This is a genomic window from Halobacterium hubeiense (assembly GCF_001488575.1).
GTDB lineage: Archaea > Halobacteriota > Halobacteria > Halobacteriales > Halobacteriaceae > Halobacterium > Halobacterium hubeiense.
Genome location: NZ_LN831302.1, coordinates 1,577,203 through 1,602,147, shown reverse-complemented (window position 1 = coordinate 1,602,147; position 24,945 = coordinate 1,577,203). Strand labels below are relative to the sequence as shown.

Annotated in this window: 28 protein-coding genes; 19 read left to right on the top strand and 9 right to left on the bottom strand. The window is 69.0% G+C overall.

Features of this window, described 5'->3' with window-relative positions; genetic code table 11:
• Positions 1–2 precede the first annotated feature (2 nt).
• From HHUB_RS08345 to HHUB_RS08320, 6 genes are all read left to right on the top strand, one after another.
• Positions 3–941 (top strand): thiamine pyrophosphate-dependent enzyme, encoded by a 939-nt coding sequence (locus tag HHUB_RS08345; RefSeq protein WP_059057170.1) that lies wholly within the window; start codon positions 3–5, stop codon positions 939–941.
• Between the two features lie 142 nt (positions 942–1,083).
• Complete coding sequence (gene lrpA1, locus HHUB_RS08340) at positions 1,084–1,512, top strand: HTH-type transcriptional regulator LrpA1 (RefSeq protein WP_059057169.1); 429 nt, start codon at positions 1,084–1,086, stop codon at positions 1,510–1,512.
• A 46-nt stretch (positions 1,513–1,558) separates the two neighbouring features.
• Positions 1,559–2,032: an SRPBCC family protein gene (locus tag HHUB_RS08335; protein ID WP_059057168.1), complete on the top strand. Its 474-nt coding sequence runs from the start codon at positions 1,559–1,561 to the stop codon at positions 2,030–2,032.
• Positions 2,033–2,126: 94 nt separating this feature from the next.
• Positions 2,127–2,984, top strand: coding sequence for a DMT family transporter (locus HHUB_RS08330; RefSeq protein ID WP_059058245.1), 858 nt, complete (start codon positions 2,127–2,129; stop codon positions 2,982–2,984).
• 105 nt (positions 2,985–3,089) lie between these two features.
• Complete coding sequence (locus HHUB_RS08325; protein WP_059057167.1) at positions 3,090–5,153, top strand: bifunctional metallophosphatase/5'-nucleotidase; 2,064 nt, start codon at positions 3,090–3,092, stop codon at positions 5,151–5,153.
• A gap of 61 nt (positions 5,154–5,214) precedes the next feature.
• Complete coding sequence (locus tag HHUB_RS08320; RefSeq protein ID WP_059057166.1) at positions 5,215–5,955, top strand: DICT sensory domain-containing protein; 741 nt, start codon at positions 5,215–5,217, stop codon at positions 5,953–5,955.
• Here HHUB_RS08320 and HHUB_RS08315 read toward each other — a convergent pair whose 3' ends face one another.
• Genes HHUB_RS08315 through HHUB_RS08305 form a run of 3 tightly spaced genes read right to left on the bottom strand, consistent with a single transcriptional unit; the run spans position 5,956 to position 10,185 of the window.
• A complete protein-coding gene (locus tag HHUB_RS08315) occupies positions 5,956–6,354 on the bottom strand; it encodes an acyl-CoA thioesterase (RefSeq protein ID WP_059057165.1) in 399 nt (132 codons plus the stop codon).
• Between the two features lie 52 nt (positions 6,355–6,406).
• Entirely contained in the window at positions 6,407–8,206 is a 1,800-nt protein-coding gene (locus HHUB_RS08310; RefSeq protein WP_059057164.1) for a DEAD/DEAH box helicase, read from the bottom strand.
• Between the two features lie 47 nt (positions 8,207–8,253).
• Positions 8,254–10,185, bottom strand: a complete 1,932-nt coding sequence (locus HHUB_RS08305; protein WP_059057163.1) for an aldehyde ferredoxin oxidoreductase family protein — start codon at positions 10,183–10,185, stop codon at positions 8,254–8,256.
• Between the two features lie 173 nt (positions 10,186–10,358).
• Between HHUB_RS08305 and HHUB_RS08300 the strand changes: the two genes are divergently transcribed.
• From HHUB_RS08300 to HHUB_RS08290, 3 genes are read left to right on the top strand one after another with little or no spacing between them, the layout of a single operon-like run.
• Positions 10,359–10,745, top strand: a complete 387-nt coding sequence (locus tag HHUB_RS08300) for a hypothetical protein (RefSeq protein ID WP_059057162.1) — start codon at positions 10,359–10,361, stop codon at positions 10,743–10,745.
• Positions 10,742–11,026: a ubiquitin-like small modifier protein 1 gene (locus tag HHUB_RS08295; RefSeq protein WP_059057161.1), complete on the top strand. Its 285-nt coding sequence runs from the start codon at positions 10,742–10,744 to the stop codon at positions 11,024–11,026. Before HHUB_RS08300 ends, HHUB_RS08295 begins: the two co-directional genes overlap by 4 nt.
• Complete coding sequence (locus HHUB_RS08290) at positions 11,023–11,289, top strand: hypothetical protein (RefSeq protein WP_059057160.1); 267 nt, start codon at positions 11,023–11,025, stop codon at positions 11,287–11,289. Before HHUB_RS08295 ends, HHUB_RS08290 begins: the two co-directional genes overlap by 4 nt.
• On the opposite strand, the gene HHUB_RS08285 is transcribed toward HHUB_RS08290, so the two are convergent.
• Positions 11,286–11,645: a hypothetical protein gene (locus HHUB_RS08285; protein WP_059057159.1), complete on the bottom strand. Its 360-nt coding sequence runs from the start codon at positions 11,643–11,645 to the stop codon at positions 11,286–11,288. The two genes, HHUB_RS08290 and HHUB_RS08285, sit on opposite strands and share 4 nt — an antisense overlap.
• A gap of 100 nt (positions 11,646–11,745) precedes the next feature.
• Here HHUB_RS08285 and HHUB_RS08280 point away from each other — a divergent pair, with 100 nt between their 5' ends.
• Complete coding sequence (locus tag HHUB_RS08280) at positions 11,746–12,144, top strand: MoaD/ThiS family protein (RefSeq protein WP_059057158.1); 399 nt, start codon at positions 11,746–11,748, stop codon at positions 12,142–12,144.
• On the opposite strand, the gene msrB is transcribed toward HHUB_RS08280, so the two are convergent.
• Together msrB and HHUB_RS08270 are read right to left on the bottom strand one after the other, a co-directional pair.
• Positions 12,141–12,578, bottom strand: coding sequence for a peptide-methionine (R)-S-oxide reductase MsrB (gene msrB, locus HHUB_RS08275; RefSeq protein WP_059057157.1), 438 nt, complete (start codon positions 12,576–12,578; stop codon positions 12,141–12,143). The genes HHUB_RS08280 and msrB overlap by 4 nt on opposite strands.
• A gap of 44 nt (positions 12,579–12,622) precedes the next feature.
• Positions 12,623–13,258 (bottom strand): alpha/beta hydrolase, encoded by a 636-nt coding sequence (locus HHUB_RS08270; RefSeq protein ID WP_059057156.1) that lies wholly within the window; start codon positions 13,256–13,258, stop codon positions 12,623–12,625.
• A gap of 141 nt (positions 13,259–13,399) precedes the next feature.
• Between HHUB_RS08270 and HHUB_RS08265 the strand changes: the two genes are divergently transcribed.
• Both HHUB_RS08265 and HHUB_RS08260 read left to right on the top strand, forming a co-directional pair.
• Complete coding sequence (locus HHUB_RS08265; protein WP_059057155.1) at positions 13,400–13,762, top strand: winged helix-turn-helix transcriptional regulator; 363 nt, start codon at positions 13,400–13,402, stop codon at positions 13,760–13,762.
• A gap of 193 nt (positions 13,763–13,955) precedes the next feature.
• Positions 13,956–14,339, top strand: a complete 384-nt coding sequence (locus HHUB_RS08260; RefSeq protein ID WP_059057154.1) for a DUF5820 family protein — start codon at positions 13,956–13,958, stop codon at positions 14,337–14,339.
• Between the two features lies 1 nt (position 14,340).
• Here HHUB_RS08260 and HHUB_RS08255 read toward each other — a convergent pair whose 3' ends face one another.
• A complete protein-coding gene (locus HHUB_RS08255; RefSeq protein ID WP_082687214.1) occupies positions 14,341–14,802 on the bottom strand; it encodes an AAA family ATPase in 462 nt (153 codons plus the stop codon).
• A gap of 449 nt (positions 14,803–15,251) precedes the next feature.
• Between HHUB_RS08255 and HHUB_RS08250 the strand changes: the two genes are divergently transcribed.
• Complete coding sequence (locus HHUB_RS08250; RefSeq protein ID WP_059057153.1) at positions 15,252–15,698, top strand: UPF0179 family protein; 447 nt, start codon at positions 15,252–15,254, stop codon at positions 15,696–15,698.
• Here HHUB_RS08250 and HHUB_RS08245 read toward each other — a convergent pair.
• A complete protein-coding gene (locus HHUB_RS08245; RefSeq protein WP_059057152.1) occupies positions 15,641–16,477 on the bottom strand; it encodes a M14 family metallopeptidase in 837 nt (278 codons plus the stop codon). The two genes, HHUB_RS08250 and HHUB_RS08245, sit on opposite strands and share 58 nt — an antisense overlap.
• A gap of 101 nt (positions 16,478–16,578) precedes the next feature.
• On the opposite strand from HHUB_RS08245, the gene HHUB_RS08240 reads away from it, so the two are divergent.
• From HHUB_RS08240 to HHUB_RS08215, 6 genes are all read left to right on the top strand, one after another.
• Positions 16,579–17,061 carry a DUF309 domain-containing protein gene (locus HHUB_RS08240; RefSeq protein WP_059057151.1) on the top strand — a complete coding sequence of 161 codons (483 nt, stop codon included), beginning with the start codon at positions 16,579–16,581 and terminating at the stop codon, positions 17,059–17,061.
• Between the two features lie 43 nt (positions 17,062–17,104).
• Positions 17,105–17,524, top strand: coding sequence for a DUF5684 domain-containing protein (locus tag HHUB_RS08235; RefSeq protein ID WP_059057150.1), 420 nt, complete (start codon positions 17,105–17,107; stop codon positions 17,522–17,524).
• 55 nt (positions 17,525–17,579) lie between these two features.
• Complete coding sequence (gene dgoD / locus HHUB_RS08230) at positions 17,580–18,725, top strand: galactonate dehydratase (protein ID WP_059057149.1); 1,146 nt, start codon at positions 17,580–17,582, stop codon at positions 18,723–18,725.
• Between the two features lie 163 nt (positions 18,726–18,888).
• On the top strand, positions 18,889–22,476 hold the full coding sequence (locus HHUB_RS08225) for an MMPL family transporter (RefSeq protein WP_082687213.1): 3,588 nt from the start codon (positions 18,889–18,891) through the stop codon (positions 22,474–22,476).
• On the top strand, positions 22,473–23,225 hold the full coding sequence (locus HHUB_RS08220; RefSeq protein WP_059057147.1) for a TrmB family transcriptional regulator: 753 nt from the start codon (positions 22,473–22,475) through the stop codon (positions 23,223–23,225). Before HHUB_RS08225 ends, HHUB_RS08220 begins: the two co-directional genes overlap by 4 nt.
• Positions 23,226–23,257: 32 nt before the next feature.
• On the top strand, positions 23,258–23,683 hold the full coding sequence (locus tag HHUB_RS08215) for a GNAT family N-acetyltransferase (protein WP_059057146.1): 426 nt from the start codon (positions 23,258–23,260) through the stop codon (positions 23,681–23,683).
• Position 23,684: 1 nt separating this feature from the next.
• On the opposite strand, the gene HHUB_RS08210 is transcribed toward HHUB_RS08215, so the two are convergent.
• Positions 23,685–24,830, bottom strand: coding sequence for a hypothetical protein (locus tag HHUB_RS08210; RefSeq protein WP_059057145.1), 1,146 nt, complete (start codon positions 24,828–24,830; stop codon positions 23,685–23,687).
• Positions 24,831–24,945 lie beyond the last annotated feature (115 nt).

Genomic DNA, 24,945 nt, shown 5'->3' with positions numbered 1-24,945 from the left:
CCATGAGCAAAGCGTTCAGCGCAATCGAAGAGGAACGGGAGGTCGAACGGGACGAGTTCACGCCCGGCATCGAGCCGCAGCCGACGTGGTGTCCTGGCTGCGGTGACTTCGGCGTCTTGAAGGCGCTGAAGGGTGCGATGGCGGAACTCGGCAAGGACCCCGAGGAAGTGCTGCTGTGCACCGGCATCGGCTGCTCGGGGAAGCTCAACAGCTACTTCGAGAGCTACGGGTTCCACACGATTCACGGTCGCTCCCTGCCCGTGGCCCGCGCCGCGAAGCTCGCGAACCACGACCTCGAGGTCGTGGCGGCGGGCGGCGACGGCGACGGCTACGGCATCGGCGGGAACCACTTCATGCACACCGCCCGGGAGAACCACGACATGACCTACATCGTGTTCAACAACGAGGTCTTCGGCCTCACGAAAGGCCAGACCTCGCCGACGTCCCCGAAGGGCCACAAGTCGAAGACCCAGCCCCACGGGTCGGCGAAGGACCCGATTCGCCCGCTCTCGATGAGCCTGTCGGCGGGCGCCTCCTACGTCGCTCGCACGGCGGCCGTCAACCCGAACCAGGCCCAGGAGATCATCGTGGAAGCCATCGAGCACGACGGCTTCTCCCACGTCGACTTCCTGACCCAGTGCCCGACGTGGAACAAGGACGCCAAGCAGTACGTCCCCTACGTCGACGTGCAGGACAGCGACGACTACGACTTCGACATCACCGACCGCCGCGAGGCGGCCGACCTGATGCACGAGACCGAGGACGCCCTCTACGAGGGCACCGTCCTCACCGGGCGCTACTACAAGGACGAGGACCGCAACTCCTACCAGGAGGAGAAGCAGGAGCGCGGCGACATGCCCGAGGAGCCGCTGGCGGAGCGGTACTTCGACGACGACTACGAGTGGGAGCGCTCGTACGACGTCATCGACCGCCACAAGTAGCGTTCGCCTCGACGCCGTTTTCTTTCGCGCACGGTGGTCGCGCAGCCGCGGGCTTCGGCCAGCGACCACGACGTTTCCGAGCGACGCCGCCGTGACTTTCTCATTCGGAAGATATTTTTTCACAGCCACCAAAACAGGAGGTGTGAGTACCGAATCGACGGAAGACCGAATCCTCGCCGCGCTCGAGGAGGACGCGCAGGCGTCGTACGCCGACATCGCCGCCCGCGCGGACGTCTCGAAGCCGACGGTCCGGAAGTACATCGACAAACTCGAAGACGAAGGCGTCATCGTCGGCTACTCGGCGGACGTCGACCCGAAGAAGCTCTCCGGGCAGTCCATCGCGCTCGTGGGCATCGACGTGGCCTCCGAGCGGTACGTGGAGGCGACCCGGGACTTGAAGGAGCTAGACGCGGTCCACGCGCTGTACACGTCCAGCGGCGACCACATGCTGATGGCCGAGGTCCGCGCCGCCGACGGGGACGCGCTCGGGGAAGTCATCAGCGACGAGATTCACGGCATCGACGGCGTCACCGCCGCCCACCCCTCGTTCCTGCAGGAGCGCCTCAAGTAGTCGCGGCCGCCGCTGGAGTTTTGCACGCGCCCCGCCAACGGAGAGTATGGCGACCTTCGAGCGGGAGTTGCGGGTTCGCGCGCCGCTTGCCGACGTGTGGGCGTTCCACTCCACCATCGACGGCCTGCGGTCGTTGACGCCGGACTGGCTGAACCTGCGCGTCGAGGAGATCGAGCGGCCGGACGACGAGCCGGAGACCCACGTCCTCACGGCGGGCACGCGGATTCACGCGTCCGTGCGGCCGTTCGGCGTGGGGCCGCGGCAGACGTGGGTCTCGCACATCACCGCTCGCGAGGAGGGCGAGGACACCGCGCACTTCGTGGACGTGATGGAGGAGGGGCCGTTCCCGGAGTGGGAGCACACGCACCTGTTCTACGCGGACGGCGACGAGACGCTGATTCGGGACTACGTGGAGTACCGCGCGCCGGTCGGCGGCGTCGCCGACGAGTTCGCGCGGGTCGGGCTCGCGCCGATGTTCTGGTACCGCCACCGGCGGACGCGGGACATCCTCGACGGGTAGCGCCGACGGCCGGGTAGCTCGCCGCGAGCGCAATTCCTTTTCGGGCGGCCGGCAACGTCCAGCCGTGAGCGCCGACGACCCCGTGGTGCCGCCGATGGCCGCCGTCGCCGTGGCGGTCGTCGCGGTGAGCACGAGCGCCATCCTCGTGGAACTCAGCGACGCGCCCCGCGTGTTGAAGGCGGGCTACCGGGTGTTGTTCACGGCGGCGTTCGTCGCGCCGTTCGCGTTCCGGGAGCGCCGCGAGTACGCGGCCGTCTCCGGGAGTGACTGGCTGGTCGTGAGCGCGGCGGGCGTCCTGCTGGCGGTGCACTTCGCGTCGTGGTTCGCGTCCATCGAGTTCACGAGCATCGCGGCGTCGACGACGCTCGTCCAGACGCAGCCGGCGTTCGTCGCGGTGGGCGCGTGGCTGCTGTTGGACGAACGGGTGGGCGCGCGCATCGTCGGCGGCATCCTCGTCGCTATCGCCGGCTCCGTGCTGCTCTCGATGGGCGACTTCCTCACGGGGAGCGCGGTCGGGCCGTCGCCGACGCTCGGGAACGCGCTCGCGGTCGTCGGCGCCGTGACTGGCGCTGGCTACGTGCTCGCGGGGCGGTCGGTGCGCCAGCGGCTCTCGCTGGCGCCGTACGTGTTCGCCGTCTACGGCGTCTGCACGGTCGTGTTGTTCGCGGTGGCGGTCGCGCTCGGACTGCCGCTCGTGGAGTATCCGGTCCACGAGTGGGCGCTGTTCGTCGGGATGGCGGTCGGCCCCGGGCTGTTCGGGCACACGGTCGTCAACTGGGCGCTGAAGTACGTCGAGTCCAGCGTCGTGAGCGTCTCCCTGCTCGGCGAGCCGGTGGGGAGCACGCTGCTCGCGCTGGCGGTCTTCGGGCAGGTGCCCGGCGTATTCACGGTCGCGGGCGGCGTCGTCGTGCTCGCGGGCATCGCGGTGACGACGACCGGCCGCGCCACCTGACGAATCCATAGACGTGTATAGTTCTCCCTAGATTACGGGCGAGCTCGCGTGATGTGAGCACGAACGAGTAACGCTTTTGTGGGTGGTTTCGGTTGGCTGACCTGCATGGGACGCGTACACACCGCGCTCGTTGTCTGTGTCCTGCTGGTGGCGGCGGCGACGCCGGCCGCAGCAGCCCCCACGGACGCTTCGACCGCGGCGCCCGACGCACCCGCAGTCGGTGGCGTCGACGCCGAGGCGAACGCGACGCAGGACAACGGCACCACGGTCACGATTCTGTCGTACAACGACATCCAGACGGCGATTGCACAGAACGGCACGATGCCGCGGCTCGCGACGCTCGTCGAGCAGCGCCGCGCCGCCCACGACAACCCGACGGTGCTGTTCGGGGCCGGCGACGAGGTAAGCCCCCACTCGCTGTCGCCCATCTCCCAGTGGCGGACGCCCGTGGACGTGCTGAACGAACTCGACCCGGACGCCGAAGGCATCGGGAACCACGACCTCGACTTCGGGTTCGACGCGGTCGAGAACTTCTCGGCCGCCTCCGAGTTCCCGTGGCTGCTCGCGAACGTCGTCGACAGCGAGACCGGCGAGCACGTGCCCGGCACGGAGCCGTACACGGTCGTCGAGAAGGATGGCGTGCGCGTTGGCGTGATGGGGCTCGTCGACGAGAAAATCAAGTCCAAGACGGCGGTCGACTTCGCCGAGCAGGGCTACGAACTGCAGAACTACTCCGAGGTCGGCTCGGAGTACGCGACCCAGCTGAAAGAGGAGGAGAACGCCGACGTGGTCGTGGCGCTGGGCCACTTCGGCGTCCCGGTCGCCGAGCAGTTCGCGAACAGCACCGAGAACGTCGACGCCGTGCTGGTCGGGGACGACGAAATCGAGTACCCGCCGCAGGCGACCGACGGCGTGGTCATCAGCGAGGCCGCGGGGCGCGCGGCGTTCCTCGGTGAACTCAACCTCACCGTGCAGGGCGGCGAGGTCACCGACTGGAACGGCCGCCTGATTCCGACCACGGAGAACGTCACCAAAGACGAGAACGTCTCGGAGGTCATCGAGACGGCCCGCGGCGAACAGCTCTCGCAGGTCGCCGGGCAGACCGACGTCCAGCTGGACGCGCGGTTCTCCTCGAACTACCACGACGAGACGAACTTCGGGAACCTCATCACGGACGCGTTCCGCTGGAAGTCCGGCGCTGACGTCGCCATCACGAACGCCGGCGGCATCCGCTCGGACGCCCAGTACGGCCCCGGCAACCTCACCGCGGGCGACGTGTTCAGCGTGCTGCCGTTCAACAACCACCTCGTGACGGTGGAGCTGACCGGCGCGCAACTGGAGCAAGTCCTCCAGAGTCAGGTCGTCACCGCGGAGAGCGACACCGGCCAGCAGTACGACGCCGAGGCCCAACTGCAGGTCAGCGGCGTCACCTACGAGTGGCTCGGCCACGAGCGCACCGACGACCAGATTCGCTCGACGTACGTGAACGGCGAGCCGCTCGACCCCGAGGCGACATACACGGTCACGGTGAACTCCTACATGGCGGGCTGGGACGGCTCGCCGCTGTCGAACGCGACCCGAACGAACGTCGATTACACGATGTACGGCGAGGTCGTCTACAACTACGTCGAGAGTCAGGGGTCCGTTTCGCCCGAGGGCGAGGACCGCATCCGCCGCATCGACTACGAGACCGACGCGGGGAGCGTCGAACTCGACGGCGAGGGCGACGTCTCTGTCTCCTTCGACACGCCGACCGCGGACAACGCCACGACCGTCGAGGCGGACAGCCTCTACGCGCTGAACAGCCGCAACGAGCGCGTGAACGCGACCGACGCGTCCGTCGAGGACGGCACGGTCACCGCGACGTTCGCGGACGCCGACCTGCGGACGCTCGCTGAGAGCGGCGACGTCGAGGTGTACGGCCACTACAGCATCGAGGGCAACGAGCGGCCGTACTTCGACTCGTCCGTGCTGAACGCGGAGGTAGACGCGAACGTCGCCCAGCAGACCACCGCGACGGCTACTGCGACGGCGACGACCGAGGCCGCAGCGACGACTGCGGCGACGACCGCCAGCGACGAGACCGGCGGCACGTCGCCCGGCTTCGGCGCCGGCGCCGCGCTTCTCGCGGTGCTGGCGGCCGCGCTGCTCGCGACGCGCCGCCACTGAGCGGCGCCCGCACCGCCACCCGATTTATACGGCGGGGCCGACACGGGCAACGTACGTAGTGATGGCTGACGACGCACCCTCGTTGCCGGACATCATCGACCGCGTCGACGAGCGCGCGCTCACGCTGACGCTGTACAACGTCGACGTGCCGCGGTCCGTGCTGCGAGACATCCAATCGTACTTCGACGTGCAGTCGGTGGACCTGCGGCGCGCCGCCACCGACGACGGCATCCCGCGGAACTTCGTCGTGCTCCACGACGGCCAGGAGTTCCTCGCGTCGTCGTCGCTGCAGTCGCTGTACCGGGTGGTGCGACCCGACTCCCCGCTCATCGACGTCTCCGCCCCCGACGAAATCGAGTACCCGGAGCTGTTCCGCCACATCGACCAGTCGGTGTTCACCGACTACGGCCGCGACCGGATGGTCGTCGCGTCCCGCGAAATCGAGTCCAGCGCCCACCAGCTCGGCGGCGTCCTGCACGCGGGCTTCCAGCGACTGTCGAACCTCCGCCCGCAGTACCGGCTCTACGAGCGGCTCGCGGCCGCGGGCGTCGAGACGCACATCTACGGGCGGCCGAACTGGGACGTGCCGACGGACGCCCACGCGATTCACGCCTCCGAGGACGACGAAATCACGGACACGTGGTTCGTCGTGCTGGACGCCGACGCCGACGACGACAAGCGCGCGCTGCTGGCCGAAGAACACGAACGGGGGCAGTTCTACGGGTTCTGGACGTACGACGCAGAAATCGTCGATGCGATTCTCGCCCGCCTCCGGGCGTTCCCCGCGACGGGGCCCGCGTAGTCAGCCCTCGACCGGCTCGAAGGAGTCGCGCCACTCGTCGGGGACCGGCTGGCTCTCCCCGGTTTCCGGGTCGAGGGTGACCTGCACGGACTCGCCCTCGACGGCGACCGTCTCGCCGTCGCGGACCTCGTAGGCCATCGTGAAACTCGACCCGCCGACGTCCGTGACGCCGACCGCGACCTCCACCTCGTCGGCGTACTCGACGGTCCGCCGGAAGTCCACGTCGAGGTGCGCGACCACCATCGAGATGTCGTCCATCGCCAGCCCCGCGTACTCTCGGAGGTACGCCACGCGGGCTTCCTCCATGTACGTCACGTAGACGGCGTTGTTGACGTGTCCGAGCGTATCGTGGTCCTGGTAGCGCACGTCGACAGTGGTCGCGAACGGGAACTCGGTCATCGTCGGGAGTGCGCCTGCCGGCGGCTTAATGGCCGGGGTTGGGGCAGTCCGCTCAGGCCTGTTCGCTGCCGGACTCCGTGACGCGGACGCCCTTCGCGGCGAGGTGGCGCATCCGGCTGCGGGCGTCGTCCTCCTCCTCGGTGCCGCGGGTCGCCAGCACGAACAAAAGCGACTGGCCGCCCGGCCGCATCGTCCGGCCGGCGCGCTGGGCGCCCTGCCGGCGACTCCCGCCCAGTCCCGAGGCGACGACGGCGAGTTCGGCGTCCGGCAGGTCGATGCCCTCGTCGCCGATGCGGGAGACGACCAGCGCGTCCAGCGCGCCCGTGCGGAATCGGTCGAACAGCGCCTCGCGTTCGGCGTGCCGCGTCTCCCCGCTGACGAACGGCGCGTCGATGGCTTCGGCGAGCCGTTCGCCCTGTTCGAGGTAGTCCACGAACACGAGCGCCTGCTTGTCGGCGTGCTGGCGGAGCAAGTGCTTCACTTCCTCGTCTTTCGCGGGGTTCTCGGCGGCGAGCCGGCGGCGCGTGTGCCCGCTCTCGGCGGCGTACTCGTAGCGGGCGTCGTCGTCGCGCCACGGCACGTACCGAATCTCGACGGTCGGTTCGGCGACGTAGCCCGCGTCGAACAGCGCGTCCCAGTCCGTGCCGATGGGCGGCCCGACGAGCGTGTAGATGTCTTCCTCCTTGTCGTCCTCGCGGACGGGCGTCGCCGTGAGCCCGAGGCGGTGCTTGCTCTGGAGGTCCGCGGACCGCCGTGCGACCTCCGCGGGGATGTGGTGGACTTCGTCGTAGACGACCAGCCCCCACTCGCGGTCGTCGAAGACGTGGCGGTGGCGGTCCATCCCCGCGGTCTGGTACGTCGCGATGGTGACCGGGCGCACGTTCTTCGTGCCGCCGTGGTACTCCCCGATTTGGTCGCGTTCGAGGCTCGTGTGCGCGAGCAGTTCCTCGCGCCACTGCGCCGCGAGCTCGCGGCTCGGCACCAGAATCAGCGTCTCGCCGCCGACGGCTTCGAGCACGCCCATCGCGGCGACGGTCTTCCCCGACCCCGGCGGCCCGACGAGCACGCCCGAACTCGCGTCGACGAAGCGCTCGACCCAGTCCTGCTGGTAGTCCCGGAGTTCGAGGTGGAGGTCGACGTCCAGCGGCTCCCCGGATTCGAGGTCGCGCTCGTCCTGGACGGGGTAGCCGGCCTCGTAGAGCGTGCGCTTCAATTCGGCGACCTTGTTCTCGGCGACCCACGCCTCCGTGTCCGAGATGGGCGCGCGAATCACGTCGTCGGCGAGGTGCTGGTCGGCGACGTTCCCCAGCAGGCTCTCGGTCTTCGCTTCGAGGACGACGTAGCCGTCCTCGTGGGTGACGAGGCGGAACCGCGTCGCGCGATTCCACTGCTCTTCGACCCAGTCCTTGAGGCCGGGGCAGTCCCGCGGGAGCACGCGGTCCATCGCGTCGAGGAGGTCGTCGAGGCTCTCGAACGGCGCCGCCCACACGTCCTCCTCGCGCACCACGTACCGGTAGCTCCCCGAGCGCGTCGTGTCCGCGAGGTGCGCGAACCGCGACAGCTGGGCGCGCGTGAACTGCGCGGGCTGGTCGACGACGATTTCGCGGCGATCCGGGAACGGCACCACGCGCTCGCGGTCGGTGAGTTCCAGCCAGTCCCGCGGGTACCACACCACGGGGTCGTTCTCCACGTCCGCGCGCTCCACGTCGCCCGACTCGGCGAGTTCGGCGAGAGCGTCGGCCGCCTCCGCCTGCGTGCAGTCCAGTTCCCGAGCGACCTGCGCGGCGGTCGCGACCGGGCGGCCCACGGCTTCCAGCGCGTCGTGGAACGCCTCCTTGGAGATGTCAGTCACTACGCGAGGTACGGCGCGCGCGAAAAAACGGGTTTCGGGTCGGAGCGTTAGTCGTCCGCCGAGGCCGCACCGCCCGCGGAGACGCCCGTGCCGGGGCCGAAGTCGATGCCGAGGTCGTCGAGCTTCTCGTCGGGGACGACGCCGTCGACCCAGCCGCGGTCGCGGTAGTACTCGTCTTTCATCTTGTCGAGCTCGCAGAGCTCGCCCTCGATGCCGCCGCCGGCGGGCACCGCGTCCTCGGCGCCCTCCACGAAGCGGTCCGGGAGCGTGTCGTCGTCGCCGTCGAACCCGGCGAGGTTGTTGTAGTACCGTTCGAGGTTGTAGATGCGCTCGCCGACTTCGAGGAGGTCCTCCTCGCCGACGTCGCGGCCGGTCATGCCGTTGTACTGGGCGATGTACTCCTGGACGCCCTCCGCGAACGCGTTGAACTTGCAGATGTCGAAGGAGTCCGAGATGGCGTGGAGGTCCTGGAAGGTGGCGGTGAGTTCGCCCTTCCCCTCCCAGTCGGTGGGGTCGACTTTCTCCGGGACGCCGAGAATCTCGGCGGCGGGCGTGTACCCGCGGAGGTGGCAGCCGCCGCGGTTCGAGGTCGCGTACCCGATGCCCATGCCCTTCAGGCCGCGCGGGTCGTAGGCCGCGATGGACTGGCCCTTCACGTCGAGGCGGCAGTCGTGGGCGCCGAGCTCCTCGGCGGCGCGCTTCTGCCCCTCCGCGAGGGTGTTCGCGAGGTCGCCCTCGCGCTCGCCGATCTTCTCGATCATCTCGGTCATCGCGTCGAGGTCGCCCCAGTCGATGCCCTCGCCGTCGATGTAGCCCTTCTCGGTGGCTTCCATCGCGAACGCGAGGAGGTTCCCGGTCTCGATGCTGTCGATGCCGAGGTCGTTACAGCGGTCCATCATGACCGCGATCATGTCGCGGTCGTCGTTCATGGAGTTCGGGCCGAGCGCCCACGCGGGCTCGTACTCGTAGGACTCCATGCGGACGTTGAGGTCCTCGCCCTTGTGGTTGACGTCGACCTCGACTTCCTTCTTGCAGGCGACCGGACAGGAGTGACACGTCGGGTCGTCGACGAGGATGTTCTCCTCGACGTTCTCCCCGGAGACCTTCTCCGAGTCGATGTTGGGTTCGTCGGGTTCGGCGTCGGCTTCCGTCGTCGTGGACGTGAATCGGCCGTTCCGCGTCGGGAGGCCCTCCATCTCCTCGGTGAGGTTCATCAGCACGTTCGTCCCGTAGACGGAGAGGCCGCCCTCGTTGGGCGCGGTGACGTCGGACTCCTGAATCGCCTGCATCGCGGCCTTGTGGCCCTCCATGAACGTCTCGCGGTCGGCGGGCTTGGGCATGTCCGTGCCGGCCTTGACGACGACCGCCTTGAGGTTCTTCGAGCCCATGACGGCGCCGGTGCCGCCGCGGCCGGAGGCGCGGTCGTCCTCGTTGATGATGCAGCCGTACCGGACTTCGTTCTCGCCGCCCGGCCCGATGGTCATCGCGGAGAGGTTCTTCCCGTAGGACCCCTCGACTTCCTCCTCGAGGTCGTCGAGCGTGCCGTGGATGCCCTGCCCCCAGAGGTGGCTGGCGTCGCGGAGTTCGAGTTCGCCGTCCTCGACGACGGCGTAGACGGGGTCGTCGGCTTTCCCTTCGAACAACAGGCCGTCGAAGCCGGCCCACTTGAGGCGCGCGCCGCTCCACCCGCCGTGGTGAGAGTCGGTGACGGTGCCCGTCAGCGGGGACTTCGTGACCACCGCGATTCGGCCGCTCATCGGGGTCTGCGTCCCCGTCAGCGGCCCGGTCATGAACGCCAGCAGATTCTCCTCGGAGAGCGGCTCGACGTCGGGGCCGTTCTCGAAGACGTACTTCACGCCGAGGCCGCGCCCGCCGATGTACTCGCGGGCGTCCTCGTCGTCGATGCTCTCGTAGTCGACGTCGCCGGCGCTGAGGTCCACGCGAGCGACGTTGTCCTGGTACCCACCTAGGTCGGTCATAGTTAGTGCTCTATCGTTACCTACGGACTGTTGCGCCATAGTGATTCCCACGACAGCGTGAACGGTACCGGTTACAATTGCGGCACCGACCCGACTGCCGTCTCCGACTCTCGGTTCCGGCAGTCGTCGGAACCAGCGGGGGATTTATGCTCGTCGGAGCGCCACGACGAACCATGGAAACGGTGTCACTCGGCGTCCCGGAACCGATTCTCGACTCGCTGCCCGCCGACAGCGAGGACACGCGCAAGGACATGCAGCAGGCCGTCGCCGGCTGGGAGCGCCGTATCAACGACGCCATCGAGGCCGCGGACTCCGACGAGGAGGCGGTGTCGTACGTCGTCGACGCCGTCGAGCGACTGGAGTCCCGGCTGGAGCGCTTCGACGAGTTCGTCCCGGAACTGCGCGCGTGGGGTCAGTCCCCGATTTACGCCATCTCGTGGCGGAACCTCTACGCGGAGCTGGTCGCCCAGCTCTACGACCACGACGAGCTCGGCGCGGCGCTGGACCGCGAGCGCAACCAGCGCCTCGTCGAGGACGGCATCAGGTTCGGGAGCGCATGAACGTCGAACTGCGCTTCTTCGCGACGTTCCGGCAGGCCGTCGGCACGAAGGTCGTCGAGCGCGAGTACGACGCGGGCACGACCGTCGGCGACGTGCTCCGCGAACTCGAAGCCGAGTACGAGGGACTGGAGGGCCAGCTCGTGGAGAACGACGACCTGCGCCCCCACATCAACGTCCTCAAGAGCGGGCGGGAGGTCCTCCACCTCGACGGCATGGAGACGGCACTGGAGGACGGCGACCAGTTGAGCATCTTCCCGCCGGTGGCGGGCGGGCACCGATGAGACGCGAGAAGGAGTTCCGCGGCATCTCGGTGCGGCTCGCGCGCAACTACCTCGAGAGCCTCGGCGGCACGGCCGTCGACGACCACACCGTCGAGGGCGACGGCTGGCGCGCGGAGCTGTCCGCGGAGAAGGTCGCCATCGGGCCGTCGATGGAACTCACGGAGGTCACGGTCGCCTTCGAGGCCGACGAGGCGTTCGGCGAGGACGCCTTCGACGAGCTCATCGAGGACTTCCGGCGGAAGGCGATGCGCGCGGGCGGCTAACGTTCGACCGTTTCGAGGCTGTCAATCAGGCGTCGGGAGAACTCGACCTCGGTGAGGTCGCCGTCGGCGAGCGCGACGAACCACGACTTCTCGGCGCGCCAACTGCCCAGCGGGTCGTCGTCGAGGTCAGTCACTGTCGCTTCGACGCTGCGCACCGGCCAGTCCCGCCGGTCGAACAGCTTCCGGAAGTCGTTGACGACGTCGCCGACCTGCTGGTGGGGAATCTCGCCGTTCGCGTCGGCGGCGGCGGACTGGTAGGTGACGAAGTAGGTGTCGTCGTCGACGGCGACCTCGCGGAGGTAACAGCCGTGGTTCGTGAGCCGGGATTCGAGCGCGAACTCGCGGTCCTCGTCCATCACTTCGAGCGTCGCCCGGGAGCGCCATAGGCGTTTCAGTCCCGGAAGCGCGAACACGTTCGGGACGTGGCTTACCGGCGTGAAGGGAGAACGCGTCAGTATGAGCGTCCAGCACAGCGACCGAGCCGAAGCCACGACCCAGACGACGGTGGAGGTCGGCGCGACCGGGCACGTCCGCCGCGAACTCGGGACGCACGAGATAGAGTTCACCTTCGAGGGCGACACGCTCGGGGAGTTCCTCGACGCGTTCTTCGAGGAGTACGGCCTCGAAGACATGCTGCTCGCGGAGAGCGAGGAGGAGGAGACGGCCGCGACGTGGGCGAACTACCCCGGCGACCCGCCGGGGCGCTGGGAGCGCAACCCCGAGGGCGAGCGCACCCGGGCGTACGCTCGCGTGCTCGTGAACGGCCGGTTCAACGAACTGCTCGACGGGTTCGCCACCGAGCTGGAGGACGGCGACCGCGTCGCGCTCACGTACCCGTTCTCGTACTGCTTCTAGTCCTTGGGGTCGAACTCCAGCGCGGCGGAGTTGATGCAGAAGCGCTCTCCCGTTGGTTCGGGGCCGTCCTGGAAGACGTGCCCGAGGTGGCCGCCGCAGGTCGCGCAGACGACTTCCGTGCGCTCCATGCCGTTGCTCTGGTCGGGGCGGCGCTCGACGGCGTCGCTGTCGGCGGCGTCCCAGAAGCTCGGCCACCCGCAGTGCGCGTCGAACTTCGTGTCCGCGTCGAACAGCAGTTCGCCGCAGCCCGCACACCGGTACGCGCCGTCCTCGTCGCGGTCGACGTGCTCCCCCGAGTAGGGGCGCTCGGTGCCGGCGTTCCGCAGAATCTCGTACTCGGCGTCGCCGAGTCGCTCGCGCCACTCCGCCTCCGTCTCGGGGAGTTCGCTGGCGTCCGCGCTGCCGGTATCGGCGCTGTCACTGGCGTCGCTCATACTCACTGGTAGTGGCCGGCCGCGGGTAAACGTACAGGTCGCGGCTACAGCCCGCCGACGATGTCGGCGGCGTGTTCGAGTTCGTCCTGATTGACGGTGTGGCCCATCCCCTCGTAGATGCGCTCGGTGACGTCGGCGTCCATCGCCTCGAAGGCGTCGCGGGTCTCGTGGACGCGCTCCTCGGGGATGTGGGGGTCGCGGTCGCTGCACCCGAGGAAGACCGGGGTGCCGTCGAGGTCGCCGTCGTAGTCGTAGGTCGTCCCCTCGGGGCCGTGGAGCCCGCCGGAGAACGCGACGAACCCGCCGTACTCGCGGGGGTTGCGCGCGAGGAACTCGCTGCCCAGACACGCACCCTGCGAGAAGCCGAGGAGGGCGACGCGCTCGGCGGGCACGTGCTCGGTGACGTCCTCGAAGACGTCGTTGACGAGGCCGAGCGCGGAGTTGAACCACGGCTCGTTCTCCTCGGTCGGTTCGAGGAAGCTGTTCGGGTACCACGTCGCGCGGGCGGCCTGCGGCGCGACGAACGCGGTGCCCTCGCTGGGGAGGTCGTCGGCGAACCCGAGCATGCCCTGCGCGCGAGCGCCGCGGCCGTGCAGGAGGATGACGGCGCTGTCGGCGTCTTCGAGCGCGGGGCCGCGGGACTCGACGGGCTGTCCGGCGTGGGGGTCGGCGTCAGTCATACCACCCACTAGGTCGCCCACACGTAAACCGTTCAGCTAACCTCGGGGCCAGCCGGTGACGGCGGCGTCACCCCGGCAGTGTCACTCTGACACCTGATTCCAGTCGGAACCACTATGGGTGCTGGCTCCCTACCACCGGACATGGCAGACGAGCGATACAGCGAGGAGGCCTGCAGCGTCATCGACTCGCTGGAGCAGATCGGCTCCCAGTGGCGGCTCATCGTGCTCCACGACCTCCAGGACGGCGAGAAGCGCTTCAACGAACTCAAGCGCTCGACGGACGCCAGTTCGCGGACGCTCTCGCGGGTGCTCGACGACCTCCAGGAGATGGGGTTCGTCGACCGCCGCCTCGAAGAGGAGTCCCCGGTGGCGACGTACTACTCGCTGACTGCGAAAGGCGAGTCGCTGTTCCCGGTCTTCGACGCTATCGAACAGTGGGCCGAGGAGTGGCTCGGCGACGACGCCGACAGCGTCGAAGCCGCCGCGACGCTGGCCGACTCCTGACTCCGCGACCGCGAACGGCGGGGGTGCGGAGTGAAAGTGAAACGGCCTGCGTTGCGACGTAAATCCCGCCATTTCTACGCTTCTGCGGCCTGCAAGAGCTGGATCAACCACGACTCCGAGCGGCTCCACTTTCACCTGCGGCTCCGTTGCCGCGAACCGGCAGACCTTACGGCGCTCGCGGGGTAGGACGCCCATGACCGCGTTCGACGACCTCCCCGAGGGCTGGCAGGTGTGGAACGACGACGAGGACGGCGCGATTCTCGTCTACCGGCCCGACGTCTTCGACACCCAGCAGTTCCCCGCGCCCTGCCTCCCGACGATTCGCGTCGCGCGCCGCCCGCCCACCGAGCGCAAGCGCCGCTCGCACTCGACGCCCGACAGCTGGTTCGTCTCCCTCCGCCTCGAACCCGAAGTCCGCGTCAAAGACGCCGACGCGCGCTTCGACGCCCGGGACGCTGCCAACGCCGGCGCAATCGACCTCGCGGCGCGCTTCGACGCGGGCGACGTCGACTACCGGGGCGTCTACCAGCTCCCCCGGGACGACTACCTCGACGAACTCGACGAACTCACGGGCTGACTCACTTCTCGACTGTATCGGCCTCCGCGAGCCACTCTTGCACGCGCTCGTACGCGAGGTCCACCGCGGTCTCCACGCGCAGGATGTCCGTGTCCACAGTGAAGTCGGCGTCCGGCCAGTCGAACTCGTCGTAAATCACCTTCACCGCGCGGTCCGAAAAGCCATCTCGCTCGTGGTTCCGGCGGATGCAGGTGTCCCGGTCCGCGGTCACCAGAATCACGTTCACGTCCGGGAACTCCCGGATTCGCTGTTGCCACTGCGCCTCGTAGAACGTCCCGTCGAGCAGCCAGTTCGCTTCGGGGGATTCGGCGACGCGCTCGAAGAGGTGGTCGTACACCGGCGTCGAGAGGTCGTCCGTGTGAATCACCCGAAAGTCGTAGCCGTCGGCTTCGAGGTGTCGATTTAGGCCTAGTGTGACTGTGGTTTTCCCCGCGCCCGGCGGCCCGCACACGACCAGTATCACACCTAGGCTGTCGGTGCTCGGTCGGGTAGCTGTTCGGGCTAGGTCTAGTCTTCGTGCGAGCGTTCGCAGGAGTGGCCGACAACACTACCTCGAAAGCCCCGGGCCGCTCGGTGCTCCGGGACTCGCTGCGCGCGCTCGCTGTGCTCGCGTGCTCGCTTCGTCCGGGAGCAGCCGACCGGCCCGCCCCTTTCAGTCCACCCAATTACCGGCTGGCCAACCGGCTACGGGCGGACTGAAAGGGGCGGGTCGCTCGGCGAAGTACGCCGAAGCAAGCACCGAGAGAGCGAAGCGAACGAGGCGCGCAGCGAGGCGCACGAGTCGAGCGACCCGGGGCTTTCGAGGTGGTGTCTTCTGGAGTTGCCGTATCGCGTCGAGTACGTTCACGCCAAACGTTTCCTGCTCGTCCTGCTGGCGGGAGGCTTAACCACGCGCGAGCCGAATCCCCGGGCATGTCTATCACGTTGCTCGGGTCGCGGCTCGCGGAGCCGGGCACCGAGTTCGTCTACCGCGGGGAGTCGTCGGCCTGCGAGGGGTGCCCGTACCGCAAGCAGTGCCTGACACTCGAGGAGGGCGTGCGCTACGAGGTCAGCGAGGTCCGCGAGGGCGGACAGGTGCTGGATTGCGCGGTCCACGACGAGGGCGTGGTCGCGGTGGACGTGGAGCCGACGTCCGTGAAAGCGAACGTGCCGTCGAAGGGCGCGTACGCGGGGAGCAAGGGGAAGCTAGCGGGGCCGTGCCCGCACACGGAGTGCCCGAGCCACGAGTACTGTGAGCCGGCGGGCGCGGAGTTCGACGAGGAGTACCAGATTCAGGAGATTCTCGGGGACCCGCCCCACGACTACTGCGCGCTGGACAGGGAGCTGACGCTCGTGGAGTTCGCGCCGTCCGAGGACTGACCGACGGTGCCGCGGTGCTGGCCGCGGTAGCCGAACTGGCCGGCGTAGCCGTACGGCGAGAGGAGGACGGGATAGAAGGGGTCGTCGGCGACGAGTTCGTGGCCGTCGGCGGCGGCGAACGTCTCGCCGCGCTCGACGCGCTCGAAGTTCTCGACGAACACCTCGTACTCGTCGGCCGGCGGTTTTGGAATCGACTCGCCCATCTCGAAGACGGGAATCTCGCGTTCGACCGCGCTCCCGGGGAGCGCGCCGACCGCGGTGAGGAACTCGCGCGCGAGGCGGAACGCGTTCTCGGCTGCCGTCTCCGTCCCTTGGAGGCCGGCTTCGGCCTCGATGATGTCCGCGTCGGACGCGAACAGCCGGCCCTCGCCGAAGCCCTGCGTGTCCACGGTCGCGACGACCGGGAGCCGGGGGACGATGTCCGAAATCGAGCCGTCGAAGCCCGCGGTGATGGCGAACGGGTCGGCGTGGGACTGCGTGGAGTGCAGCGACAGCACCGTACAGCCCCGGATTTCGTCGGCGAGGCGGTGGGCGAGTTCGACCTCGTGGGCGTCCTCGGGGACGTCCTCGCCGAACGAGCGGTTGAGGTCGGCGTCGAGGTAGCGGACGTTCTCCTCGAGCGCGCGCTCGTTGGCGACGACGAGCTTCACCGGTTCGAGCACGTCGAGGTCGGCGTCGAGCAGTCGCTGGACTGCCCGGGCGCCGCAGGGCTCGTCGCCGTGGACGCTCCCGACGATTGCGACTTCGGGTTCGCCGTCGCCTAGCTGTTCGACTCGCATCGTCACGTCGTAGCGGACGCGGACGCATAGGGGTTGCCGTTGCGGCTATCGTGGCGCGCCCACCGACGGGACTACGGCCCGCCAGCCCGAACCACCGCGTGATGGACGACCACACCCGCGACCCGAGTGTCGCGCCGCCGCTGGGGAACCCGACCGGCTGGCTGGCGGACCGCCGGGTGTGGGAGCACGCAACGCTGCGGCGCGCGACCGAGCACGGCGTCCGCCTCTACAACAGCGGGGAGTTCCACGAGTCCCACGACTGCTTCGAGGACGAGTGGTACAACTACGGCAGCGGCACCACGGAGTCGGCGTTCCTCCACGGGATGGTGCAGGTGGCGGCGGGCGCGTACAAGCACTACGACTTCGAGAACGACGACGGGATGCGGAGCCTCTTCCGGACGGCCCTGCAGTACCTCGACGGCGTGCCCGGCGACTACTACGGCGTGGACGTCGACGACGTGCGCGCGACGCTGCGCGCGGCGCTCGACGACCCGAGCGCGCTCGACGGCTGGGGCATCCGCGTGGACGACGCCGCGCCGACCGCGTACCCCGCGGACTACGAGTACGTCGAGCAACTGGAGTGACTCCCCGGAGTTTTTTCCGTGGGTACGGCTGTAGTAGGCTTAGATGACAGTCGACACGCTCCTGTTGCCCCTCCAGTCGAGCGCCGGCGACGCGGTCGCTGGACTGTTCGCATTGCTGTTCGCGCTGGTGGTCTTGGTCGCCGTCGTCGGCGGGATGTGGCTGACGTTCTCGAAGGCCGGCGAGCCCGGCTGGGCGGCCATCGTCCCGATTTACAACGTCTACGTGATGCTCAAAATCGGCGGCAACGAGTGGTGGTGGCTGCTGTTGCTGTTCGTCCCCCTCGTGAACGTCTTCGTGACGGTGAAGATGTCTATCGACGTCGCGAAGTCGTTCGGCTGCGGCGTCCTGTTCGGCATCGGGCTGTGGCTGCTCCCGGTCGTCTTCTTCCCCGTTCTGGGCTTCGGCGACTACGACTACCGCGGCCCCGGCGGCTCCGGCCCCAGTAGCGGCCAGTCGTTCTGAGCGCTCGCGGGCCTGACCGGAACCACTAACGGGCGTCCGGTCAGTCCTCGACGTAATGCGAATCACTGACTACGAGCTGTTCCACGCCGCTCCGCGGTGGCTGTTCCTGAAGGTCACGACCAGCGACGGCACCGTCGGCTGGGGGGAGCCGGTCGTCGAGGGTCGCGCGAAGACCGTCGAGGCGGCCGTCGAGGAGCTGTTCGAGAGCTACCTGCTGGGCGAGGACCCGACGCGCATCGAGGACCACTGGCAGGCGATGTACCGCGGCGGCTTCTACCGCGGTGGCCCCGTCCTGATGTCAGCCATCGCGGGCGTCGATCAGGCACTGTGGGACATCAAGGGGCAGACGCTGGGCGCGCCGGTCTACGAACTGCTCGGCGGGCCGGCCCGCGACCGGGTCCGCGTCTACCAGTGGATCGGCGGCGACCGCCCGGACGACGTCGGCGAGGCCGCCACGGAGAAGGTCGAGGCGGGGTTCACGGCGCTGAAGATGAACGCGACCCCGGAGATGCGCCGCGTGGACAACCCGAAGGCTGTCGAGGAGGCCGTCGAACGCATCGCCGCCGTCCGGGAGGCGGTCGGCGACGAAGTGGATATCGGCGTGGACTTCCACGGCCGCGTCTCGAAGCCGATGGCGAAGCAGTTGGTCGCCGCGCTGGAACCGTACGACCCGTTCTTCGTGGAGGAGCCCGTGCTCCCCGAGCACAACGACGCGCTCCCGGAGGTCGCGGCGAAGACGACGACGCCCATCGCGACCGGCGAGCGGATGTACTCGCGGTGGGACTTCAAGGAGGTCTTCGAGCAGGGGAGCGTGGACGTGATTCAGCCGGACCTCTCGCACGCCGGCGGCATCACCGAAGTCAACAAGATCGCGTCGATGGCGGAGGCCTACGACGTGGCGCTGGCGCCCCACTGCCCGCTCGGGCCGGTGGCGCTGGCGTCGTGCGTGCAGGTGGACGCCGCGGCGCCGAACGCGCTGATTCAGGAGCAGAGCCTCGACATCCACTACAACGAGGGCAGCGACGTGCTGGACTACCTCGAAGACCCGTCGGTGTTCGAGTACGAGGACGGCTACGTGGACCTCCCGGAGGGGCCGGGGCTGGGCATCGACGTGGACGAGGACGCGGTTCGCGCGGCCGACGAACCCGACTGGCACAACCCGGTCTGGCGCCACGAGGACGGCGGCGTCGCGGAGTGGTAGACAGGAGGTAGCGCCGGGATTCGGCCGCGTCAGCCGGCCAGTCGCCGAGCCTCGCGTGCCGCGAGCAGTCGTCACTCCTTTCGGTGTGTTTATGTACGCCGTAGCTGTCAGTATAGCCCGAGAACCATGCTGTCAGTATGATACTACCAACAGAACACCGGGGGTGGCTGGCGTGAGCCGCATCGGCGACGCCGCCGCCTTCGTCACGAACCACAGCAAAGCCATCATCGCCGTGATGCTGGTGTTGACCGTCCTCATCGGCGCCGGAGCCGGCGACGTCCAGCAGTCGTCGTCGCTGGACCAGTTCCAGACCGAGAGCGACGAGTCACAGAAACTGGACTACATCGAGTCGAACTTCAGTTCCGGCGCGGAGAACGCCACGACCGTCCAAGTCGTCGTCCGCGACGACAACGTCCTCACGAAGGACGCGCTCGTCGGGACGCTGGAGTACGAGCGCGCGCTCTACGACAACGAAACGGTCAACGAGACGCTCGCCGACGACGGCGCCATCACCGGCATCGCGAACGTCGTCGCGACGGCGTCCATCCAACAGGAGGAGGGCCGCGAGCTACAGGCCACCCTCCAGGAGTTCGAGCAACTGAACGAGACCGTCCAGTCCGAGCGGGCGACACTCGAACAGCGGTCCGCGGCGCTGAACGCGACCGCCGAGTCGCTGCGCGCGGAGCTCACGGTCCTCCGACAGAACCCGGACGCGAGCGTCGAAGCGGCGTTCGACCGGGTGCGCGCGAACTCCTCGGTGAACCTCACCGACAGCCACTACGCGACCTTCGAGCGGGCCGCAAGCGACCTCCGGAGCGCGCAGAGCCAGTCCGAAGTCGAGGCCGCCTACCGGCTCGGCACGCGCGGCGTCCTCGAAGCCGAGTACGCGGCGCTCGAAGAGCGCTCGAACGAGCTCGAGTCGCAGGCCCAGCGCCTCCAGACGCTCGGCGAGGAGCTACAGACCCAGCGCGCGACCTACGAGAACGCCAGTAACGCGACGCTGGACGAACAGCTCGCCCAGCTCCAGTCGCTGAACGACTCGGAAGTCGAGTCGCTGGTCGCCACCGTCCTCGGCGGCGGGCAGAACGGCGGCAACGGCCAGTCCGTGTTCGGCCTGATGCCGACATCCTACGAGCCCGGCTCGACCACCGCGGAGGCGACGATGCTCGTCGCCACCCAGCAGACCGACAGCGAGGCGCCCGCGGGCGGGCCGACCGGCAGCGAGACCATCGTCGACGCCCAGCTCGCGATGCAGGACCTCGGCGACGACCGCGCGCAGGAGTTCCTCGTGTTCGGCGGCGGCATCATCACCCACGAGATCGACTCCTCGATGACCGACAGCCTGCTCATTGTCGGGCCGCTGGCCATCCTGTTCGTGCTCGTGGCGCTGGCGGTCGCGTACCGCGACGTCCTCGACATCCTCCTCGGGCTGTTCGGCATCGGCGCCGTGTTGGCGTGGACGTTCGGCTTCATGGGACTGGCCGACATCTCGTTCAACCAGATCATGATCGCGGTGCCCGTGTTGCTCATCGGGCTCTCCATCGACTACGCGATTCACATCTTCATGCGGCACCGCGAGGAACGCCTCGGTGCCGTCGACGACCCCGACCGCCCCGCCGACCCGCGCGGGTCGATGCGCGTCGCGCTCGCCGGCGTCGGCGTCGCGCTCGTGTGGGTGACCGCCACCACGGTCATCGGATTCCTGTCGAACCTCACCAGTCCGGTGCCGCCCATCGGCGACTTCGGCGTCGTCTCCAGCGTCGGCATCGTCGCCGCGCTGCTGGTGTTCGGCGTGCTGATTCCCGCGATGAAGGTCGAACTCGACGCCTTCCTCGAATCGCGGGGCTGGGACCGCAAGAAGCGCGCGTTCGGCACCGGCGGCGGCCGCTTCAGCGAGGTGCTGTCGTTCGGTTCGAAGGCCGCCCGGAAGGCGCCCGCCATCGTGCTGGTGCTCACGCTGCTCGTGACCGCCGCGGGCGCGTACGGCGCGACGAACGTCGACACGTCGTTCAATCAGCAGGACTTCCTCGCGGAGGACCCCGCCGACTGGATGAAAGACCTCCCCGAGCCGTTCGCGCCCGGCGAGTACACCGCCAAGGCGAACCTCGAGTACGTCAACGACCGGTTCTCCCCGGAGAACTCCCAGGCCCAGATTCTAATCGAGGGTGACGTCGCCAGCGACAGGTCTCTAGAGCGGATACAGGCGGCCCGCGACGCCGCCGCCGAGCAGAACGTCACGTACACGCTCGCGAACGGCGAGCCCGGCGTGCAGGGGCCGCTGTCGACGATGCAGGCGGTCGCGGCGTCCAACGAGTCGTTCAACGAGACGTTCCACGCCGCGGACACCGACGGGAACGGCGTCCCCGACCGGAACGTCGAAGCCGTCTACGACGCGCTCTACGAGACCGCGCCCGAGCAGGCCGGCTCGTACATCCACCAGACCGACGACGGCGACTACGCGGCGGCGCGCCTCGTCGTCTCCACGCAGGGCGGCGCGTCCGGCGGCGAAGTCACCGAGCAGATGCGCGACGTCGCGGACGTGGCGGCCGGCGACGGCCTCGAAGCCACCGCGACCGGCAGCGCCATCCTGAACAAGATCGTCCAGGACCAGCTGCTGGACACCGTCATCCAGAGTCTGCTCGTGACGCTCGTGGCGGTGTTCGCGTTCCTGATGGCGACCTACCGCCTGACGGACGGGAGCGCGACCCTCGGCGCGGTCACGCTGCTGCCCGTCGTCCTGAGCGTCGCGTGGATTCTGGGGACGATGTACGTCTTCGGCATCCCGTTCAACGTGCTCACGGGGATGATCACGAGCCTCACTGTCGGGCTCGGGGTGGCGTACAGCATCCACCTCAGCGAGCGCTACATGCAGGAGCTGGAGCGCACCGACACCGTCTGGGAGGCGATGCGCACCGCCGTCACCGGCACCGGCGGCGCGCTCCTCGGGAGCGCCGCGACCACCGTCGGCGGGTTCGGCGTGCTCGTGTTCGCCATCCTGCCGCCGCTCCAGCAGTTCGGCATCATCACCGGGCTCACCATCGTCTACGCGTTCCTCGCGGCGGTGCTGGTGTTGCCGACGCTGCTCGTCCTCTGGACGAAGTACCTCGGCCCGGAGGACGCGAACTTCGGCGGCGACGGCGACGACCCCGACCCGCCGGCCGACGACGGTGACGACCCGAGCACGACAGCGAGCGCCGAGCCGGTCGTCGACGCGGAGACGGCGCCGGCGGCCGCCGCGACAGCCGACGCAGGCGCCGACGAACCGACGCGGACGCTCAGCCGCGACCTCGTCCAGCCCGGCGGCACGCTCACCGCGACCGTCACCGTCCCGGCGCGGGACGGCCGCGTCGTGCTCACGGAGACGGTTCGCGGCGGCACCGTCGTCGACCTCGACACCGACCCCGAGCCGGTCGAGGCCGTCGCGGACGACGACACCGTCTACGTCGCGTGGCGCCTCGACGGCGAGCACGCCTCGGCCAGCTACGAGGTTTCCGTCGCCGAGACGGCGCCCGACGGCTCCGAGGTCGAACTCTCCGGCCGCGTGCTCGCGGACGGCGACGAACGGACAATCGCGGGCGACGACGGCGCCGCGGTCGTCGCGGACATCTTCGAGCGCGTGTTCGCGCAGGCGGACGTCACCGACGACGACCTCGCGGAAGCCAGCGCCGCCTTCGCGGACGGCGAGCTGACCGCCGACCAGTACGACCGCGTGGTCCGCGAGTGGGCGCGCGAGCGCCCGGAGGGCGAATGAACGACGAGGACGCCGTCGGCGCGCTCAAGCGCCTCGGCCTCTCGACGTACGAAGCCCGGGTGTTCGTCGCGCTCCAGAAGCTCGGCACCGGCACCGCCAGCGAGGTCGCGGACATCGCGGACGTGCCGCGCTCGCAGGTGTACGGCGCCGCCGAGGACCTCGAAGGTCGCGGGCTCGTCGACGTCGAGCAGTCGAACCCGACCCGCTACCGGCCGGTCGGCGTGGAGGAGGCCCGCGAGCGCCTCTACCGCCAGCTCCGCTCGGAGAGCGACGCCGCCTTCGACTACCTCGAATCGGTCCGTGAGGAGTACGGCGCCACCGAGGAGAGCGAGTCCATCTGGACGGTCCGCGGGGACGCGAACGTCGTCTCCCGGACCGCCCAGCTCGTGGAGTCCGCCGACGACCACGTCGTCTACGGGACCGACGACGTCTCACAGCTCGAACCCGCGGTGCGGGACGCGCTCGCGGCGGCCGCCGACGCCGGCGTCGCCGTGACGGTCGTCAGCGAGTCCGAGGCCGTGCTCGACGTCGCACGGGACCTCGGCGCTCGCGGCGTCTCCGTCGCCCACCAGCCGACGCCGGAGATGGGCGCCGAGCGCGTCGTGATGGTTGACGACGCCGCGGTGCTGGTCAGCGTCGCCAGCGACGACGGTACCGAGACCGCGTTCTGGAGCCGCGACACCGGCTTCGCCGCGATGCTGTCGTCGCTGTTGGGCGAGTTCGTCGCGGACGTCGCCGGCGAGCAGTAGGGGTTTTCCGGCTCGCCGCCCGACGCTCTCCTATGCCGGTCGGGCGAGCCGACACCGACGCCCGCTACGAGGACGCTCTCAGCGTCAGGTACGCCGTGTTCGTGGACGAGCAGGGCGTCCCGGAGGACCTCGAAGTAGACGAGCACGAGGACGACGCCACGCACTTCGTCGCCTACGACGACGGCGAGCCCGTGGGGGCCGCGCGCCTCCGCGAGTACGACGACGGCGTGGGGAAAGTCGAGCGCGTCGCGGTCCGCGAATCATGCAGGGGCGAGGGCTGGGGCGCGGCGCTGATGGACGAACTCGAAGCGACTGCGAGCGAGCGCTACGACGAACTCTACCTCCACGCCCAGTTGCCCGCCGCGGGCTTCTACGACGACCGCGGCTACGTCCGCGAGGGCGAACAGTTCGAGGAAGCGGGCATCCCGCACGTCGCGATGCGGAAACGGCTCTCGTAGGCTACTCCTGCTGGTGTTCGAGGCCCGTCACCAGCGAGTAGACGGTGCCCTCGTTCCTGTGGTGGAGTTTCGCGGCGGCGAACGCGTACTCGCCGCGCGTGGGTTCGTCGCGGAGCGCGAACGACGACCCGTTCTCGTCGGCCGTCACGTACATCGCCTCGCCGGGTTCGAGCGCCGCGTCCGTGGTGACTGTCCCGGTCACGTCCGGGAAGATGCGCGCCTCCCACCCCTCGGTGGCGTTCATCCCGGAGACCTCGAAGGTGGTGTTCGCCGGGAGGGTCGCTCCGCCGGCGTTCCGCAGTTCGAGCGCGCGGCCGTCCTCCACTATCGACACGGAGAGGTTCGGCCGGTCGTCAATCCACGACGGCGCGCCCGTCCACTCGGCGTCCGTGTCCAGCGAAACCGACACCTCGCGGAACTCCCGGTCGTCGCCGGTCCCCGAGGCGAACGACGCCTCGACGCTGTGGACGACGCCCTCGGGCGTGACGAGCGCGGTCCCGTCGTACGCCGGGGCGAAGTCCTCGTCCGCTGGCTCGTCGGCGGTGAGTTCGACGAACGTCCGGCCGTCGCGCTCGACGGTGCCGTTGACGGTGTAGTTCCCGAGGACGAACTGCGCCGCGAGTCTGTACTCCACGTCGAACGGTCTGTGGTTGTTCAGCCACCCGTCCGTCCCCGCGGTGGTGGTGTTCTGCGTGACCCGGTACAGCGTCGTGTTCCGGTTCTCGACTTCGTGCCGGACGAAGCCGCGCTCTTCGGTCTGGTAGGACTCGCTCACGATGCGCGTGCCGTCCTCGGTGCGGTTGGTGGTGGCGTAGAACGGCGTCGGGCCGTCCCCGTGCGCGTACGTTCTGATGCTCGTGTCGTTCGGCCCCGTCCCTTCGATGGTGAGCACCAGCGACTCGTCGGCCGTCGCGGCGAAGTGCGCGTTCGCGAGGACGGTGCTGTTCGTGAGCGTGCCGTTCTCGGCGACGCCCGGCGGGTACTGCTCGACGCTGACGTTCGGCGACCACGCATCGGTCGCGGTCGTCGTCCCAGCAGTCGTCGGGGCCGTGGTGTTCGACGTATTCGTTCCGCCGCTACAGCCGGCAGTGACGAGGAGGAGGGCGACGCAGACGGCCAGCGCCGCGCGTCGTGTCGGGGACCTCATAGAATGAACGAACGGCGTGGCGTGTAAAAATACTGTCGCGTTCCGACTGCCGTCACCACTCTGTCTCGTGATTCCACGGCGTCGGCGACCCTAGAACGCGACTGCGAGACCGCCG